21 protein-coding genes and 4 tRNA genes are annotated in these 15,694 nt (G+C 57.2%); 8 read left to right on the plus strand and 17 right to left on the minus strand.

The window, feature by feature from the left end:
• Positions 1 to 20: 20 nt before the first annotated feature.
• The 12 genes from AC1ATL_RS03955 to AC1ATL_RS04010 all read right to left on the minus strand — a co-directional run bounded on the left by AC1ATL_RS03955 (position 21) and on the right by AC1ATL_RS04010 (position 3,614).
• Positions 21 to 245, minus strand: coding sequence for a hypothetical protein (locus tag AC1ATL_RS03955; RefSeq protein ID WP_476568657.1), 225 nt, complete (start codon positions 243 to 245; stop codon positions 21 to 23).
• 90 nt (positions 246 to 335) lie between these two features.
• Positions 336 to 557: a hypothetical protein gene (locus AC1ATL_RS03960; protein WP_476568659.1), complete on the minus strand. Its 222-nt coding sequence runs from the start codon at positions 555 to 557 to the stop codon at positions 336 to 338.
• A complete protein-coding gene (locus AC1ATL_RS03965; RefSeq protein WP_476568661.1) occupies positions 554 to 781 on the minus strand; it encodes a hypothetical protein in 228 nt (75 codons plus the stop codon). The genes AC1ATL_RS03960 and AC1ATL_RS03965 overlap by 4 nt, the downstream gene beginning before the upstream one ends.
• Positions 782 to 888: 107 nt before the next feature.
• Positions 889 to 1,176, minus strand: a complete 288-nt coding sequence (locus AC1ATL_RS03970) for a hypothetical protein (RefSeq protein ID WP_476568663.1) — start codon at positions 1,174 to 1,176, stop codon at positions 889 to 891.
• 241 nt (positions 1,177 to 1,417) lie between these two features.
• Positions 1,418 to 1,786: a hypothetical protein gene (locus tag AC1ATL_RS03975; protein WP_476568665.1), complete on the minus strand. Its 369-nt coding sequence runs from the start codon at positions 1,784 to 1,786 to the stop codon at positions 1,418 to 1,420.
• Positions 1,787 to 1,996: 210 nt separating this feature from the next.
• The gene (locus AC1ATL_RS03980) at positions 1,997 to 2,434 is read right to left on the minus strand and encodes an FHA domain-containing protein (protein ID WP_432624231.1); all 438 of its coding nucleotides are present in this window, start codon (positions 2,432 to 2,434) and stop codon (positions 1,997 to 1,999) included.
• Positions 2,435 to 2,521: 87 nt separating this feature from the next.
• A complete protein-coding gene (locus AC1ATL_RS03985; RefSeq protein ID WP_432624226.1) occupies positions 2,522 to 2,707 on the minus strand; it encodes a hypothetical protein in 186 nt (61 codons plus the stop codon).
• A 115-nt stretch (positions 2,708 to 2,822) separates the two neighbouring features.
• Positions 2,823 to 2,954, minus strand: coding sequence for a hypothetical protein (locus AC1ATL_RS03990; protein ID WP_275051104.1), 132 nt, complete (start codon positions 2,952 to 2,954; stop codon positions 2,823 to 2,825).
• A 271-nt stretch (positions 2,955 to 3,225) separates the two neighbouring features.
• A tRNA-Val gene (locus AC1ATL_RS03995) sits at positions 3,226 to 3,298 on the minus strand.
• Between the two features lie 30 nt (positions 3,299 to 3,328).
• Positions 3,329 to 3,400, minus strand: a tRNA-Val gene (locus tag AC1ATL_RS04000).
• 41 nt (positions 3,401 to 3,441) lie between these two features.
• A tRNA-Cys gene (locus AC1ATL_RS04005) sits at positions 3,442 to 3,512 on the minus strand.
• Between the two features lie 29 nt (positions 3,513 to 3,541).
• A tRNA-Gly gene (locus tag AC1ATL_RS04010) sits at positions 3,542 to 3,614 on the minus strand.
• 150 nt (positions 3,615 to 3,764) lie between these two features.
• On the opposite strand from AC1ATL_RS04010, the gene AC1ATL_RS04015 reads away from it, so the two are divergent.
• Positions 3,765 to 4,592, plus strand: coding sequence for a PAC2 family protein (locus tag AC1ATL_RS04015; RefSeq protein ID WP_432624225.1), 828 nt, complete (start codon positions 3,765 to 3,767; stop codon positions 4,590 to 4,592).
• Between the two features lie 89 nt (positions 4,593 to 4,681).
• Here AC1ATL_RS04015 and AC1ATL_RS04020 read toward each other — a convergent pair whose 3' ends face one another.
• Complete coding sequence (locus AC1ATL_RS04020; RefSeq protein ID WP_432624224.1) at positions 4,682 to 5,566, minus strand: undecaprenyl-diphosphate phosphatase; 885 nt, start codon at positions 5,564 to 5,566, stop codon at positions 4,682 to 4,684.
• A gap of 163 nt (positions 5,567 to 5,729) precedes the next feature.
• Between AC1ATL_RS04020 and AC1ATL_RS04025 the strand changes: the two genes are divergently transcribed.
• Entirely contained in the window at positions 5,730 to 6,521 is a 792-nt protein-coding gene (locus tag AC1ATL_RS04025; RefSeq protein ID WP_476568668.1) for a fructosamine kinase family protein, read from the plus strand.
• A gap of 104 nt (positions 6,522 to 6,625) precedes the next feature.
• On the opposite strand, the gene dnaJ is transcribed toward AC1ATL_RS04025, so the two are convergent.
• From dnaJ to AC1ATL_RS04040, 3 genes are all read right to left on the minus strand, one after another.
• Entirely contained in the window at positions 6,626 to 7,777 is a 1,152-nt protein-coding gene (gene dnaJ, locus AC1ATL_RS04030; RefSeq protein ID WP_476568670.1) for a molecular chaperone DnaJ, read from the minus strand.
• A 52-nt stretch (positions 7,778 to 7,829) separates the two neighbouring features.
• Positions 7,830 to 8,975 (minus strand): heat-inducible transcriptional repressor HrcA, encoded by a 1,146-nt coding sequence (hrcA, locus tag AC1ATL_RS04035; RefSeq protein WP_476568672.1) that lies wholly within the window; start codon positions 8,973 to 8,975, stop codon positions 7,830 to 7,832.
• 101 nt (positions 8,976 to 9,076) lie between these two features.
• Entirely contained in the window at positions 9,077 to 9,538 is a 462-nt protein-coding gene (locus AC1ATL_RS04040; RefSeq protein ID WP_476568674.1) for a DUF739 family protein, read from the minus strand.
• Positions 9,539 to 9,596: 58 nt separating this feature from the next.
• On the opposite strand from AC1ATL_RS04040, the gene AC1ATL_RS04045 reads away from it, so the two are divergent.
• On the plus strand, positions 9,597 to 9,818 hold the full coding sequence (locus tag AC1ATL_RS04045; RefSeq protein ID WP_267473145.1) for a helix-turn-helix domain-containing protein: 222 nt from the start codon (positions 9,597 to 9,599) through the stop codon (positions 9,816 to 9,818).
• A gap of 113 nt (positions 9,819 to 9,931) precedes the next feature.
• Here AC1ATL_RS04045 and AC1ATL_RS04050 read toward each other — a convergent pair whose 3' ends face one another.
• On the minus strand, positions 9,932 to 10,291 hold the full coding sequence (locus AC1ATL_RS04050) for a hypothetical protein (protein ID WP_476568676.1): 360 nt from the start codon (positions 10,289 to 10,291) through the stop codon (positions 9,932 to 9,934).
• Positions 10,292 to 10,550: 259 nt separating this feature from the next.
• Here AC1ATL_RS04050 and AC1ATL_RS04055 point away from each other — a divergent pair, with 259 nt between their 5' ends.
• The 5 genes from AC1ATL_RS04055 to AC1ATL_RS04075 all read left to right on the plus strand — a co-directional run bounded on the left by AC1ATL_RS04055 (position 10,551) and on the right by AC1ATL_RS04075 (position 15,679).
• Complete coding sequence (locus AC1ATL_RS04055; RefSeq protein WP_476568678.1) at positions 10,551 to 11,717, plus strand: helix-turn-helix domain-containing protein; 1,167 nt, start codon at positions 10,551 to 10,553, stop codon at positions 11,715 to 11,717.
• A 132-nt stretch (positions 11,718 to 11,849) separates the two neighbouring features.
• Positions 11,850 to 13,067, plus strand: a complete 1,218-nt coding sequence (locus AC1ATL_RS04060) for a DUF2637 domain-containing protein (RefSeq protein WP_476568680.1) — start codon at positions 11,850 to 11,852, stop codon at positions 13,065 to 13,067.
• A gap of 3 nt (positions 13,068 to 13,070) precedes the next feature.
• Positions 13,071 to 13,853: a hypothetical protein gene (locus tag AC1ATL_RS04065; RefSeq protein WP_476568681.1), complete on the plus strand. Its 783-nt coding sequence runs from the start codon at positions 13,071 to 13,073 to the stop codon at positions 13,851 to 13,853.
• A 166-nt stretch (positions 13,854 to 14,019) separates the two neighbouring features.
• The gene (locus tag AC1ATL_RS04070; protein WP_476568683.1) at positions 14,020 to 14,355 is read left to right on the plus strand and encodes a hypothetical protein; all 336 of its coding nucleotides are present in this window, start codon (positions 14,020 to 14,022) and stop codon (positions 14,353 to 14,355) included.
• Between the two features lie 43 nt (positions 14,356 to 14,398).
• Positions 14,399 to 15,679, plus strand: a complete 1,281-nt coding sequence (locus AC1ATL_RS04075) for a helix-turn-helix domain-containing protein (RefSeq protein WP_476568685.1) — start codon at positions 14,399 to 14,401, stop codon at positions 15,677 to 15,679.
• The last annotated feature ends 15 nt before the right edge of the window (positions 15,680 to 15,694 follow it).

A 15,694-nucleotide genomic window follows, 5' to 3' on the forward strand; every position in this document is an offset into this window, starting at 1 on the left:
GAACCGCCGTGCGGAGCGGGTCAGTCAGTCCAGGCGGCCGCCAGGCGTCGGCAGACCGGGCAGACGGCCACGTCGTCATCGACCATCCACCCGGCTTCGATGGCACGCCGTCCCGCCGCCGTGGGGGACAATGCTATCGAAGCCCGTCCGCCGCACGCGTCGCATTCGTGCCACCATGCCGGGACTGCCCCCGCGCTCTTCCCGCGCAGTCTCCGCATTGTCTCCGCGTTGTCCCTGGTCAACATGTCAACTCCTTTTTTTTGTATCCGTTTGGATAATTACTATTATATCCGTTCGGTTATGTTGCGCAAGTGCGACACGCCGAACGGATATAATCACTCCTGGGAAACGTCCAGGCCGAACACGCCGCCGCTGGATCTCACCACGTCATCCAGGCGGAACAGAAGCACGTGATGCCACACGATCGAGTCGACATCAGCGAAGCGGCCGCCATTGTGGTGACGCCGCAGGGTGATGGGGGAGACGCGCAGCAGACCGGCCGCCTGGTCGATATCGAGCCACCAGGAGCCACAGACGAAGACGGGTTCCAACCTCATTCCGCACCACGCTTCCCGTCGATCCAGTCGCGCAGATCGCCCGCGCGAAACCAGCCATGCCGACGGGAGCCGTGCAACATGGCCTTGACCTCCGGCTGCGCGAACAGTTCGGACGGATCGCGCCACCATTTCAGCTCAAGCAGCGACCCGGCCATGACGCGGGCGTCATCGCCCGCTTCGGCGCAGACCGTGCGCAGATCCCGCATGTCAAAAACCTTGAACATATCAACCTCACTAAAATATATCCGATTGGATATTTACTATTATATCCGTTCGGGTATGTTCCGCAATTGTGACACGCCGAACGGATAAAAAAAGGGGCGTGCGAAGCCTAAGGACGCGGCATGTTACCCCCGTTCTTTTCCTTCTTCAGAGGAGTCCCGCCGCGATCGGCGCGATCATCAAACCTGAAAGGCACCTGGTGCCAGTCCAGGAAGTCCATGAGCAGCGGCAAATTGCCTTGCGTCGCGTCCATGAGCGCGAACATGAGCGGCATCAGCCACTCGCGCCGCTGCACGTGAGCACCATAATCCCAAATTGTCAAGCGGTAAGAGTCGGCACTGGCGAAATCCTGGGCGGCCAGTTCCTCGTCAGTGAGTTCCTGGCCGAGTCCGGCCATGTCACGCAATCCACGCGACCAGATCAGCGCGCGGCAGCCCTTAGTGGCCTTGTAGTACTCCTTAGCGAGAGCACGCACCTCGTCGTACGTATACCCCTCTTTAGCAAGCTCGGGCGAAAACGCCGATAATGTACGTTATGTCAGAAAGGAGAAATCGACAAACCATCTTCCTCTCTTCTTTCCATATGTCATGCTTGCGAAAGGTGTGAATCGGTATCTAGCGTGTCGATCTTCGACGGTCTTATTCTCCCGTCGCCTGATTGAGTTTGCGCTCCATTTCCCCATGCATTCCGTTACGTGCCTGCAGATACATGAATACCAGTTCGGCTGCGATCAACACAATCATCAACACTGCCGACAGCCAGCCGACATGCTCATAGAAACGCCGGAATCTACCGGAGAAACCGGTTTTGAACATCTCATATATCGGGTATGGCAACGCGCCGAAAATCAATGATGTGAAATGCAATGCGACGATCGACCAACGTACCGGATATACATTGCGATGCTCTTTTGAGAAAAGCTTTCCTCGAATCGCAGTAATCGAACATATGTTCACTGCGATGACGGCAGCTATTATCCACAGCAATGCCGGCAGAATATCAAGCATGTGCCGCTCCCCCTGCATGTTATCCAAACATTTCCGGATAACATCGTATCAAGCGCATGTGATTCGTTGACGGCAAGCGACCGCCAACGTACATGTAATTCATGTCAGAAATGAGAATCGCCCGTGCTCCAACTCTTGCCGAGGACACGGGCGATTATAAAACGAATGGCATACCCCCATCACGGTTTGACGGGCATATGCATGACTTCATCAGGCGATGATGGCCTTATTGGTGAAATAGACGAGCCGGAACTTGCCCAGAATAATCTCATCGCCATTCTTCAGCTCCTGGCTGTTCACGCGCTGCCGGTTCACATAGGTGCCGTTCAGGCTACCCGCGTCGATGACGGAATAGTTGCCGTTGACACGGCGGAAAACAGCATGCGTGCGGGAGACGGTGGAATCGTCCAGCAGGATGTCGGAACTTGGATCACGACCCACGGTAATCTCGTCTTCATCGAGGAGATAACGCGAACCGGACACCGCTCCCCTCGTGGAGATGAGCAGGGCCGTGCCATCGTCAAGACGCATGATGGTGTCAAGATCCTCTTTGGTTAGAGGACGGTCTCCGGTGGAGGTAACCGGTACAGTGATTGCAGGAAGACCGATGATGGTCGTTTCGCCTGCGCTTGGAATCGGATCAGTCATAGTCGCCATTCTACTCTTTGCCTTTGCAAATGGCCGGTATTGAGACCGGCATGGTCACGAATCATACACGGTGAGCGGTATGTGCCGTCACTTCTTGTCGATGAAGGATACGAAATCGTCTTTCGGCAGCATGTCGTCATAGCTGCGCCATCGTCGTTCGAGCTCATGGTTCGCCTCGTCATGCTGCTTCTGCCCCAGTTTGGCATACGCCCGCAGTTCGTTGGGACCCATGTCCTTGACTGGTTGGTTCAGATTCAATGCTTCCTCGTTCACGTTACGCCATTGTAGCCCACTTGGAGGGCGATATAAAAGGAAATCGCCCGAAACGTCGAATCTGGGAACGTTCCGGGCGATTGCCAAGGAGGAATCTGTTGAAAACCTCTATGATTCAGCGACGCGTCTCGATGATTTCCTGCAGGGCGTCATTGACTGAAGCGGATCCGGCGACCGAAGAGAGAGCGCTGATGCCGCTCATTTCGAAGCCACGGACGATTGCGGAGAAGAGCTTGTTCTTATTCATGGAATTTCCTTTTCTTACTGATATGCTGTGGCGTGCCTTGCGCCTTATCTGCTTTCCGTTTGCGACACCCATTTTATAAATGCATTTAGTAAAAGTCGTGTTCCGCTTATCTGTTTCTTTGCATTTTTATCGGGTTTTCTTGTATTGCGATTGCCAAAACATAGGGATCATAGTCAAAAAAAATTTTTGAGGGCATCATTGCGGACGACGCTATTATGCAAAAAAGAACATCAGATAAACAAAAACCCGGCAGAACCGGGACACATAACTGTGGGTGATATAGGAATCGAACCTATGACCCCTTCCGTGTGAAGGAAGTGCGCTAGCCGCTGCGCCAATCACCCAGTATTGATTTATATGGAGCATTGCTCCAGTGGGCGATACAAGATTCGAACTTGTGACCCCTTCCGTGTCAGGGAAGTGCGCTACCTCTGCGCCAACCGCCCGGGTTGTCATATCATGTGGAACCGAAATCCCGCATGAAGAGAGGTGGGTACGAGAGTCGAACTCGTCTATACGGCTTTGCAGGCCGCTGCCTAACCGCTTGGCTAACCCACCATGAAGGTCGATAATCAATCGGAACCTAGAGCGGACAACGGGACTCGGACCCGCGGTCTCAACCTTGGCAAGGTTGCGCTTTACCAACTAAGCTATGTCCGCATGTCTTAGGCTTTTCACTGCCTGAGCACGAGTATTTACTATAACCGTATCTACGTATTTTGCAAGTCAGCGTGTCGCGCTTTTCATAATGGCATTCACCAATGGCTGAAGCATGTGGTACGCCACCCGTTTCCGGTATACATTGAAGACATGTGTGAGGAGAATGCAACGCCGAGGACCCTGCTGGTCGCCGCGTTCGAAGGGTGGAACGATGCAAGCCAGGCGGCAACGAACGTCATCCGACATCTGGTGTCGCGGTATGAATCGCAGGAAGTGCGTCACATAGACAACGAAGGCTTCTACGACTATCAGGTGGCACGTCCCATGATCTGCTCCGTGCAGGGCCGCAAACGTATCATCTGGCCTAAGACCACGTTCTATGACATCGCGGTCTCCCCCGTGCTGCATCTGCTTGTCCAAATCGCACCGGAACCCAATTACCGTTGGAAGGAATACTGCACGCAGACGCTGAACATCGCCAAGGATTATGACATCAGCGGTGTCATCACGCTTGGAGCCATGTTCGACGAATGCCCTCATACAAGGCCGTTGCCGCTGGACATCTCCAAAAGCGGTTGCGAATGTGAATCCGACAGGGAATACAACGGTCCGGTCGGCATTCCCAACATTCTCGATGCCTTTGCCGCCGAAGCCGGTTTCCCCACGACATCCATGTGGGTGTCCGTGCCGCACTACTGCGCCAATGCCGAATGTATGCAAGGCACACTGGAACTTCTGCGCGCCCTGTCCCTGACAATCGGTTGCCCTCTTGCCGAAGGCGATTTGATTAGGAAAGCCGCGCAATGGCGTGCGCAGGCTGACGAGCTGGTAAAGAGCGCGCATACCGGCGACTATCTCGCACACTTGGAGCGTGATTACGATTTAGACGCGCGGGCGAAGCGAATCGCCTCGAATGGCATGCCAGCATGCGAGGAACTGATTCGTGAGGCGGAATCCTTTCTACGCGATGGCGTCTGACCTGACTACGAATTTATCCGAATACAAAAAATCCCGGTCGTCATCATACGGCCGGGATTTTTTCAGATAAGGCGGCTGTCGAACCTACGTCACGCTGCTGCGGTGGCCTCCATTGGAGACAGCACGCCGCAGATCAGCAACAGTGCTACAACAATGGCCAACGCGATGCGATAAATGGCGAACGCCTTATAGGAGAACGTGGACACGAACTTCAGGAAGCCGATAATCACCACATAACCGACCACGAACGCCACGATGGTCGCCGCGATGGTGGCTCCCCAACCAGGGAACATACCTGCATCGCCGGCTGCCACATCCTTGACGGCGGAGATGGCTTCAAGAATACCTGCGCCAAACACGGCAGGAATGGCCATCAGGAAGCTTACACGCACCGCGGCCTCACGGGTATAGCCCATTGCGCGGCCGAAGGTGATGGTGCCACCGGAACGGGAAACGCCAGGAATCAACGCCAGCATCTGGCCGATGCCGAAGATCAGCGCATCCTTCCAGGTCATCTCCTCCATGGTTTTGATCTGCTTGGCCCGGGCATCGACCACCCACAGCAGAATACCGAAGATAATCAACACGGTGACGGTGATCCACAGATTGCGCAATGTGCTTTCGATGGCGTCCTTGAACAGCAGGCCGGCAATCAGAATTGGCAGCGTGCCGATGATGATGAACCAACCCATCTGCGTATCACGGTTATGAGCGCCCATACGGCTTTTGAAGTCCTTGCCTTCCTTGCCGAACAGGGAGCCGAACCATGCGCCGAGAATACGGATGATGTCATGGCGGAAGTACAGGATCACGGCAAGCTCGGTGCCGATTTGGATGATGGCGGTGAATGCGGCGCCCGGATCGGAACCCAACATCAAATCGCCGATGATGCGGATATGCGCGCTGGAGGACACCGGCAGGTATTCAGTCAGCGCCTGGACCAGGCCAAGGAAAATCGCTTGGAAGAAATTCATGAACCCTCTTTTTAATCGTAGGAAATAGGTTTCGTCTGTTTTCCGTGACCAAGAGTAGCGAGTGGGGTCTAGTTTTTGAAAGCGTCCGGCCTGGTTGTCCCAAACCATACACACAATGGAGCCAGATTCGTTGTTTCCCGGTATGGAAGGAAGTCTCGTCATCATGGGCAAATACCGTAAAAGCAGGGCGTTCAGTCCGAAAGGGTTCTTCGAATGCGAAGGCCGCGGCCTTCAATGGCTTGGTGCGGCGCATCCCCAAGGTGGTCCGCGTGTGGTTGACGTGTACGACTGGGGTAATGACTATCTCGACATTGAACGCGTCAACGCCTGCGGACCGACCATTCAGGCCGCCCGTGATTTCGGTGCGGCTCTTGCCCGCATGCATGATGCCGGCGCCGACCATTTCGGATCCGCTCCGGACGGGTATGAAGGCACCTGCTATTTCGGTCCATTGCAGGATCCGGTGCCGATGGATACCGGCGATTGGGACGATGTCGCCACCTATTTGGCTGACGGCAGGCTCCGTCCGATGGTTCGTCTGGGCATAAAACGTCGAGAGCTGACTGATTACGATATGGAGCTGACAGAAGCTGTCATCGATGCGTTGCCTGACATCCTCGGCAAAGCGGCCAATGACAAGCCGGCACGAGTGCATGGTGATCTTTGGAGCGGCAATGTCATGTGGACCGCGGATTCCGGCAATGTTGAAGCTGTCCTTATCGATCCGGCCGCGCACGGTGGACACCGTGAGGAGGATCTTGCCATGCTCGACTTGTTCGGCATGTCGTATCTGACGGACATTCTCGCAGGCTATCAATCCGTGCATCCGCTCAAGGCTGGATGGCGGGATCGCATCACGTTGTGGCAGCTCTACCCCATTGCCGGTCATTGCGTGTTCTTTGGCGGCGGTTATGTGAGCCAGTACCGTGCCATGTGCAGGTCGCTGCTCAAATAGCAAGTGAGATTTACCTCGCAACTATGGGAAAGCCGGTGCTCCAAGGCAAATCTCCTTGGAACACCGGCTTTCATTTCACCATGGCGGTGTCATAACTGATGCGATCAGCGCAACGCATCTTTCAGCTTAGAGAAGAATCCTTTCTTTGTTCCGGAGGCCGGACGGGAATTCACGGACACATGCTGCGCATCCGCATCATGCAATTCGCCGAATCGCTTGATCAGGTCGCGTTCGTCATCCGACAACTTTTTCGGAATCTCCACCATGATATGTGCCACCAAGTCGCCACGCTCGTTCTTATCGTCAAGATGGGTGACACCAAGGTCCTTTAATGTCACAGTATCGTCCGGTTGGCTGCCTGCGGGCACATCCAGTGTCTGTTTTCCATCGAAGGTATCGATTTCGATTTCATGCCCCAGAACGGCCCAGCTCATCGGTATTCTGATCCAGCAATGCAAGTCGTCGCCATCGCGGGTAAACGTGTCATCCGGTTTGATGCGGATGTCGACGTACAAATCGCCCGCTACTCCGCCGTTTTCGCCGACTTCACCCTGATTGGCGAGACGCAGTCTGGTGTTGTTGGCCACGCCCGCCGGCACAGCCACGCCGACATTGCGGGTGACGCGGATGCGACCATGGCCCATGCAGGATGGGCAGGGCTTCTCGATGATGGTTCCGTGCCCTTCGCACCGTTCGCAAGGCGCGGTGGTCATCATCTGACCAAGCATGGTGCGTACCACGCGTTGCGCATACCCCTGTCCGTGGCAGTCGGGACATTGGGTCGGCTGGGTGCCTTTCTGGCATCCGGTTCCGGCGCAATCCTGACACAATCCGAAAGTGTTGATCTTGACATGCGTCGTGTCTCCGAACACGGCGGTTTTCAGGTCGATGGTGGCTGTGGCCAGTGCGTCGCGTCCCGGTTGCGTGCGCGGAGTCGGGCCACCGCCTGTGGCGCCGCCGAACGCGCCGCCGGTGAACATGTTGAAGATATCCCCCATATCGGCGAATCCGCCGTTGAACCCACCGCCAGCGGCACCGGCGTTCGGGTCATTTGGATCGATGCCCGCGTCGAACATCTGGCGCTTCTTGGGGTCGGACAGCACTTCGTATGCGTTGTTGACTTCCTTGAATTTGTCTTCGAATTCCGGACCGGCGATATCGGGGTGGTATTTGCGGCTCATCTTTCGATATGCCTTTTTGATTTCGTCCTCGCTTGCGGAGCGGTCGACGCCCAGCACTTCGTAATAGTCCGTCACGATTGTTCTTTCTCCCTGTTGGTTCTGCGTGTCATTGTGCCATAAGGCGGGGTCAGTCGGCCGATTGGCCTTCGTCGTGCGCAAGGAAGTCCGTCAGATATCTGGCGACCGCGCGCACGGCGGCCATGGTGGCCGCATAATCCATATGCGTCGGACCGATTGACCCGACGAATGCGACCGGCTCCCCTGCTGGCGGCATGTCCTTGTCCGAATCCTGATCGGTTCCGCTCCCGGATGATTGCCCGGATACGTTCGATCCGCTCCCCGCGTCATCGGTGTTCGACGCGGATGTATGACCATAGCCGCTGGTCACCACGGAGGCGTGCAATAGACCAGGGGTATGCGTTTCGGAGCCGATTGCCACTCCGACTCCGTCGGATTGGGTGGTCTCGCTCAGGGAGCTCATGAGCTTCATAAGCACGACCTGCTCCTCCAGCGCGTCGAACAGCGGCGCCAGATCTGCCACGGTGCGTTGATGGGCGAGCCGTGAAGTGCCGGCCATATACAGCTCTCCGGCCCTCTCGTCATCGGCCATGCCATCGAAAGCCCGCGCGAGAGCTTCCACAAGCGCGTTGATCGGATGGTGCTCCTTGCGCGTTCCCATTTGTCGCGCGTAATCGGCGGTACGTGTCAAAGAAGCGCCTGCGCATTGATTGTTGATTTCGTTGGTCAGATGCGTGAGGGTCGCGGAATCCGGTAATTCCGCGACGTTGAGGATATGCTGCGCGACACGGCCGGTGTCGGTGATCACCACGGCAAGCAACGTATTGATGGATACGGGGACGATTTCAATGTGTCGCAATGTCGATTTCGACAGCGAAGGGGCGGCTACGACGGCGACCTGGCCTGTGATCTGCGCCAGCAGTCGGGCAGCCCTCTGCAATGTGTCCTGCAGATTGACGGATCCCGACAGGAAACTGTTGATGCCGCGACGCTGTGCTTCAGACAGCGGAACGACGGTCGCCAATCGATCGACGAAATAACGATAGCCTTTTTCGGTCGGAATTCTGCCGGCGGATGTGTGGGGTTGGATAAGGTAACCTTCGTCCTCCAATGCCGCCATGTCGTTACGTATGGTGGCGGAGCTGACGCCAAGATCATGGTCCCGGGTCAATGTGGTGGATCCCACCGGTTCCTGGGATCGTATGTAGTCCTCTACCACGGCACGCAGCACCAGCATGCGTCTTGACTGTGTCATGCGCACCTCCTTATATACGAGCATTCGAAACATCTGCCGACGTGCCTTTCCCCGTATGGGCCATTGGGCACGTCCGGAAACGGAATATTTCCTACACTGTATTAGCACTCCGGGCCGCGGAGTGCTAATCGGTTCGTTCCCGGCATAACGAAAAAGCGTGGACGAGAGTCCGCGCCGCCCTGCCGATCCGTGTCGTCTGGGCGGCGGAAGTAACGCACGCCGGCCGACGCGGCAAGCTCACGACGGGAAATATCAGTTGGCGCATAATGCGCCAACTGATATTCCGTCTCCGTATCGGCGAAGAGGTAATCCTTTAAAGCGGTCGGCGAGACGAGAACATAAAAAGGCAGGTTAAAGTATTCGGCTGCATTTGCGATGTCCGCGGAAGTCCAATCTGCCTTACCGTTCAATTTCTTGCTGATGGAAGCTTGGGACAATTGCAAAGACAAGGCAAATGATTCTTGCTTTTGAGGAAACCTAGCAAGAATCATTCGGATGTTATTGCGCACAATTGATTGAAATTCCATTGCTGCTTGAGTTTGATTGTTTTCTTTTTTCTGCATGATTACAGTTTAGACACGCCGAGTTGATATATCAATACTTATTACTATCATTATTCTTATGACGAATAAAGAACTAGCGAGAAGAATTAACGACTTGAGAAAAGGGGCCAATATGACTCAATTGGATTTTGGAAAACAAATCATCCATGTCAGTCAAGCAACCGCCTCAAAAAAACTAAATGGGCAGATTCCTTTCAGTGCTGAAGAGATTTTTGAGTGTGCCGAAAGGTTCAATGTTTCGACCGAATACCTGTACGGAAGAGAATTGACGCCCGTGTAAGACGCTCAAAGTCCGTGGACGAATTGCAGTTCGCATCCGGGCGGTGGATGAAACCCATCCAGCATTTCCCAAAACCTAAAACAGAAGAGAGACAGAAAAGCCGGCAAACACCGTCAACCGCGGTGATTCCTACGGTAGCCATTCACCGCGGCGACCACGGAACGTATGAACCGGCAAGAACCACCATCGAACAAAACAGTCAACAGCAGACGTTCAAGCAGACCGTCGTCCGCAAGCTCCGCATCCGAAAGACTGAATTCGCGGAAACGATGGCCATGATGAAGCGATTCCAACGCTTCAAGCCAGCAATCGTACGCCACGGAGGCCCGATCCAATGGAACGGCGTCATCAAGACTGCAATCTTCGAAGGACACAGCCGCAAGAGCAATCTCCAACATGGAGACGTCATGCTCCAACATGAATCTGTAGTCCGACGTGATGGAATCCAATGCAAGGGAGTCATCTCCTGTCATAGCCATTCCAATCTTTTCGTCGGGTTCCTATACCAACCACTTGGCGATGGGCCGATATCGCTCAAATAGTAATGCCCGCACATGAGTTGCAGCTCACATACGGGCGGCGAGTCAATCCCATCCAGCATTTCCCAATTAACCAAGGTTCCACGGTCACCAGCCAAGGAACCAATCGCAGAAAGAAGAGATCACAATGAGCGATTTCAACGAAACCTACGCAGATGCAATCAATTCCAACTCTGAGGAAAGGACCAGCTCAATGTCTGATTATTCCACATCCACCACACCGAATGAAACCCAATATCAGGAAAACACGCCGACGACCACCCCCGAGATTGTGGACGATGAAGTCGCGGACGCCGAAGTCCTGGACGACATCGATGATACAGACCTGGTCGAGACCAACCCGGTTGCCGCTCTCGCCGGAAACTTCCAAGATGATGAGCTGACAGCGCATCCTCTTGCTCCGGGTGAGACCAATTACACCGAACAGGAGGCTCGTCAGACCACCGAAGACATCAAAGTCAAGCTCCTGCACGCGCTTGAGGCTCAGTACGATTTCATCCAGGCCGCGGAGAAGGCGTTCGACAGCCATATCTGGGTCGCTCTCGGCTATCCGGAGGGCATGAAGGGCTGGGTCGCATACTGCAAGGACAATTTCGCCGCCGAGAAGATTCGCGCAACCGGTCAGCAGCGCACTGACCTGATCACAGGCTTCACCCCAGGTAAAATCACCAACCGTGGCATTGCTGCTCTCCTTGGTGTGCATCATTCGATTGTCGATCGAGCTAAGGCGAAGGCCGGTATCTCTACTTCAGGGGAAAAGATTCGTGACGCGGCAGGCAAGCTCCGTCACGTGGATGCTGGCAGCATGTCCAGTGAGGAGCGCCGCAAGAAGATCGTGGAACTCTCCGAGGAAGGCAACAAGCAGACCGACATCGCCGAAATCCTCGACGTGTCCCAGTCCACCGTGTCCGACACCTTGCGCAAGGACAAGATGCGCAGGCTCAGCGAAGGCCTCGAACCCGCCGTCGTGGACAACACCGAATTCGACCAGGCCGACGACGACCAGCCGTTGGAACTCGGCATGGGTGACGCGGACGCCAAGATCCGCAGCTACATCGAAGCGTTCGGCGTCATCGCGACCCAGGCGGACGAGGCGATCGAAGGCATCGTGGAGAAACTCGAGGACGAGTACTGGCAGCCCGGCGGCGAAACCGTGAACGAGATCGTCAAGAACAACGCGGCGAAGATCTTCAACATCATCGCCAACATGGGCAAGATGCTCCGCCTGCTGAACATCGACGTGGACAACGTGTTCGAAGGCGCGTTCGTGGAGGACCCCGACGATACCGACAACGACTGGAGCCGTTTCATCGACGGGTGCGGCGAGCTCGGCCAGGTCTGCCAGGACATCCTCGACTAGCCACCCACACCAACTTTGGGGAGCGGGCCCAGGGAACCCGCTCCCCAAAGACAGAAGGGCATGGAAGCCCAAAGGGGAAACACAAACAAGGCAACCGGAGCCAAGCCGGAACGCCAGAGAAGGACCTGAATCATGAAAGACACTGAAGAAGAGACGAAGCAAGCCGACCGGACAAGCGTCAAGATGTGGCCCGGCATCAGCGCCGGCACCATCATCGGCCTGATCGCCTTCATCCTGAGCTTCGACGCGTTGCGCCTCGTGTTCGTGGCCTGCGGCATCAACCCATACCTGAGCTGGGGCGGTCCCGTCTGCGTGGACGGCACGATCCTGCTGTGCACATGGGCCACCTGGGGATTCAAGAAAGGACACATCCGCGGCGCCGCGTACCCGTGGATCGGACTCGTCCTGTTCAGCAGTTTCAGCATCGCCGGCAACGCGTTGCACGCGATGCTCAACACCGGCTTCGAACTGCCCGCATGGGTACCGCCGGCCATCATGAGCATCCCACCGGTCGCGTTGTTGTATTCCACCCATTTGATCGTCATCATCGCGGGCGACAGGCTCGACAAGATCAACACCATCCTCACCCCGACGTCGAGCACCGAACCCGTGGCGGAAGCAATCCCCGCACGGCCGGAAGAACAGACCACGCCCGCCGTACCCCAACCGGAACCGGTCCCGGCTCCACCGGAGCAGACACCTGTCCCGTCCGAACCTGAAATTCCCGACCTGTTCGACTTCCGGACGCTCGTCCCCGACATGGAGGACGATGCCGACCCAAAAGCCGATGAGGCCGAAGCGCCAACCGCCGAAGCCTCCACTCCGATCCCGGAAGCCGACGGGACCAATGTCCCGCAACCGCCGGTGATGCGCGAACCCGTCATCATCCCGACCCTCATGGCCGAACCCGGACCGGAAGCTCCGGAACCATCCATGGACGACATGGACAAGGACCAGGCCGAGACCGCCGTCGAAGACACGGAACCGGAGACGCAACCGGCACAGGCCGCCACGCCTGAACCGGAGAACGGGAACGACATCCAGGAGTCGGAGGAACCATCGGAGGGAACCAGGACCGCCGAAGCCGACGGGACCGAAGCCAAGGCTGAAGCCAAAACCGAACAGTCCGCGTCCGAGACGGAGACCATCGCGCCGAAGAAGCCAAGGAAAGGCCGCGGACGTACCGCCGCAGCCGAGGACGACGAATGGCTCGCCTGGCTCGACGACCTCAAGGCGCAGGGAGAGCAGCCAAACCCAAACATGGCGATGCAGGCGGGTCTGGCCGCGAGCGGCAGCACCGCGAAAAGATACCTCGCACGTTTCCGTAAAACCTATCCGGAAAGGTTCTAAGCCATGGAACACGAACATCACAGCATGGACGCCGGTGAATTCAAAGCCCGGTACGGCGTCACCCCGCAGGAGGTCCAGGACGCTTTGGATGAGAACCGTTATCGTGCGACCAAGCGCCTGTCCGAATGGGGATACGCGTGGGCAGTGGACGAGATCCTGTGCGACGTGACGGTCGAACTGCTCAAGGGAGGCCTGCGCCGGTGGGCCTCCTACACGGACCGCAGGCCATTGGCCGCGTTCGTCAACGCTCTGGTCGGCAACCGGCTGGGCGAATGGATGCGTATGGAACGGCCGAAATACCGCACCGGCATGACCCACGCGCCACGCAAGGCCAAGAGGACGCGGGAGCCGACGCAGGGCGAACCGTTGGACGCCGATACGGTCCGCCGCCGGCTCCGCCAGGATGAGCATGACGCGGCCCTGGGCCGCCTGTGCGAGGAGGCGGACGTGTTCGGCGACCCGGATTCGAACGTCCTCTCCGCCCCGGCCGGCGACAGGTCCAGCTACCAGGAATGGCTCACCGGCGGGGACCAGCCGGCGGAACTGGCATCCGACGCATACAAGTCGGACCTGAAATACCTGAAGAACGAATGCGAGAAGCTGGGAGGAAAACCGGTCTGGACGGCGCTCCTGCGCCAATGCCTCGTGACCCGCGACGGCAGCGCCCTGCGCAACGAGGTCCGACGGTTCCTCGAGAATTCCCATCGCGGTCTCGATCCGAAGATCGACAACTACCCGTACATCCTCGCGGCCATCGGCAGACGCAAGGCCAGGAAAACAAGATGACCGGGCTTCATCGGCCGTTAACGGGCCTCGAGCACGTGGTCATGATTGTCGGATGGTTTCTCTCTCCAACTGTCCGACGCCGGCCACCCACGCGTCGTGGGCAACGACGCCCAAGACGCTGGTTGGCACCCTTAAGACTTCACCAACAGCAACCTGGAAGGAACACATGATGAACACCGTCGAACTGGCCTGGACGGCCGATCCCGAGACACCGGAGGAGAAACTCGTGCTGCTCGCCCTCGCGTGGCACACGTACCGCACGCCACGGGAAAACCTCGCCATCATCGGCATGCGCGCGTTGAGGAAGACCGCATGCGGCATGACGCCGGCGGAACTCGACATGGTCCTCACAAGCCTGGAACGCCAAGGCTACATCACACCGTTCAAGGATCCGACAGGTCCGGTCGGACGGCGCATCGCCGTCCTGGACCGCGAGCACGCGGAGGACGGGCCGTGGAAGGCATGGCATCTCAACATCAACAGCAAGGAGACGGGACGATGAGCGTCAGTACGGCGGACCACCATTCCGGAAAGGCTGGCAGATCATGACGGTAGTGACCATGGTATGGGTCCAGGAACACGTGCACGAGGTCCGCAACGCGACCAAGGCGGTCCTGTCGTATCTCGCGTTCAAAGCGCGTTACGACGATGGGACCGCCGCATGGCCGGCGATAGAGAAAATCGCCGGAGCCTGCGGATTGAGTGAGAAGACCGTGCAGCGCAGCATCGACCAGCTTCTCGATCTCGGACTGCTCGAACCCGGCCAGCAGAACTTCAGCGCCATCAACCCGAAGACCGGCGAGCCGGTCAGGAAGAACTACCAGACCATCGTATGGAATGTGATCTGCAAGGAATCGGATCTGCCGACCGAACCATACGAGGACCGGAACGCATCCAAGGTCAGGGCCGCCATGAAACGCGCGGAACGGGCGAAAGCCAAAATGTCGCCCCTGGACCAACAGGACGGACATGACGGCGAAAGCTCGGACAAAATGTCTGGAACACCGGGCGGGAAACAAACGAAAAAAGCGAAAGACAAAATGTCGCCCCTGGAGAATGGCGGAAACAAGCCGGTTCTTTCGGATTCCGACAAAATGTCGCCCCTGGAATCGCAGAGTGGGAAAGACGATGGAAACGAAGACAAAATGTCCGAAAATCCGGACAAAATGTCGCCCTATAATACAGTGAAATACAATTACCCCTCTCTCCCTACGGGAGAGCTCCCCGCAAGCGGGAAGCACGCCACCGGGGAGGACGGGAGCAACGAAGCGATGGGACGGCCTTCCGAAGCCGTGACTGTGATGGACCATCTCACGGCCGTCCGCTCCAAACTGTCGCTCACCACCGCGAAGCCGACCAAACGTGACCTGTCCAAGATCGGGAACCTCGTCAACCGGATCGTCAAAGCCCATGATGGCGAGCATGCGGCCGCCCTGGCGATCATCCTCACGGTCATCGACTGGCTGCCCGCGAACACGTACTGGCTCGGCCGCGTCGACTCCGCGCGACGCCTGGCCGACAACTGGGACCGGATCGCCAACGACTGGACCATCGGCCAGCTCGAACGCCAGCATGAACATGACACCGAAGCCCGCGGCCGTGACCGGAAGCCCGCGTCCAAGCCCACTCCCCTGCCGGAACGCCATTCGGAACGCCACGTGCATTCGCTCATGTGCGAGCACGTGCTCGCCGACATGAGGCCCCACGAGTCGGAATACGACCACGAGGGAAGCCTCCGGTCCGGGCATCCATCCGAATGGCAGCTCGCATGCATGCGCCGCGCGGACGAACTCAACCGGCGCGACGGCATCGGCGCCGCCGCATGATCCGAAAGAAGGGAT

Source organism: Bifidobacterium sp. LH_743, from assembly GCF_056355775.1.

What these genes read in the sequence shown, in the direction of transcription:
- AC1ATL_RS03955 (WP_476568657.1), bottom strand. Translation starts at nt 245, where the DNA reads ATGTTGACCAGGGACAACGCGGAGACAATGCGGAGACTGCGCGGGAAG.
- AC1ATL_RS03990 (WP_275051104.1), bottom strand. Translation starts at nt 2,954, where the DNA reads ATGAATAAGAACAAGCTCTTCTCCGCAATCGTCCGTGGCTTCGAAATG.
- AC1ATL_RS04025 (WP_476568668.1), top strand. Translation starts at nt 5,730, where the DNA reads ATGGGCAAATACCGTAAAAGCAGGGCGTTCAGTCCGAAAGGGTTCTTC.
- AC1ATL_RS03965 (WP_476568661.1), bottom strand. Translation starts at nt 781, where the DNA reads ATGTTCAAGGTTTTTGACATGCGGGATCTGCGCACGGTCTGCGCCGAA.
- AC1ATL_RS04020 (WP_432624224.1), bottom strand. Translation starts at nt 5,566, where the DNA reads ATGAATTTCTTCCAAGCGATTTTCCTTGGCCTGGTCCAGGCGCTGACT.
- AC1ATL_RS03960 (WP_476568659.1), bottom strand. Translation starts at nt 557, where the DNA reads ATGAGGTTGGAACCCGTCTTCGTCTGTGGCTCCTGGTGGCTCGATATC.
- AC1ATL_RS03980 (WP_432624231.1), bottom strand. Translation starts at nt 2,434, where the DNA reads ATGACTGATCCGATTCCAAGCGCAGGCGAAACGACCATCATCGGTCTT.
- AC1ATL_RS04040 (WP_476568674.1), bottom strand. Translation starts at nt 9,538, where the DNA reads ATGCAGAAAAAAGAAAACAATCAAACTCAAGCAGCAATGGAATTTCAA.
- AC1ATL_RS04060 (WP_476568680.1), top strand. Translation starts at nt 11,850, where the DNA reads ATGAAAGACACTGAAGAAGAGACGAAGCAAGCCGACCGGACAAGCGTC.
- AC1ATL_RS04070 (WP_476568683.1), top strand. Translation starts at nt 14,020, where the DNA reads ATGATGAACACCGTCGAACTGGCCTGGACGGCCGATCCCGAGACACCG.
- hrcA (WP_476568672.1), bottom strand. Translation starts at nt 8,975, where the DNA reads ATGACACAGTCAAGACGCATGCTGGTGCTGCGTGCCGTGGTAGAGGAC.
- AC1ATL_RS04055 (WP_476568678.1), top strand. Translation starts at nt 10,551, where the DNA reads ATGTCTGATTATTCCACATCCACCACACCGAATGAAACCCAATATCAG.
- AC1ATL_RS04065 (WP_476568681.1), top strand. Translation starts at nt 13,071, where the DNA reads ATGGAACACGAACATCACAGCATGGACGCCGGTGAATTCAAAGCCCGG.
- AC1ATL_RS04050 (WP_476568676.1), bottom strand. Translation starts at nt 10,291, where the DNA reads ATGACAGGAGATGACTCCCTTGCATTGGATTCCATCACGTCGGACTAC.
- AC1ATL_RS03975 (WP_476568665.1), bottom strand. Translation starts at nt 1,786, where the DNA reads ATGCTTGATATTCTGCCGGCATTGCTGTGGATAATAGCTGCCGTCATC.
- AC1ATL_RS04015 (WP_432624225.1), top strand. Translation starts at nt 3,765, where the DNA reads ATGTGTGAGGAGAATGCAACGCCGAGGACCCTGCTGGTCGCCGCGTTC.
- AC1ATL_RS04075 (WP_476568685.1), top strand. Translation starts at nt 14,399, where the DNA reads ATGACGGTAGTGACCATGGTATGGGTCCAGGAACACGTGCACGAGGTC.
- AC1ATL_RS04045 (WP_267473145.1), top strand. Translation starts at nt 9,597, where the DNA reads ATGACGAATAAAGAACTAGCGAGAAGAATTAACGACTTGAGAAAAGGG.
- AC1ATL_RS03970 (WP_476568663.1), bottom strand. Translation starts at nt 1,176, where the DNA reads ATGGCCGGACTCGGCCAGGAACTCACTGACGAGGAACTGGCCGCCCAG.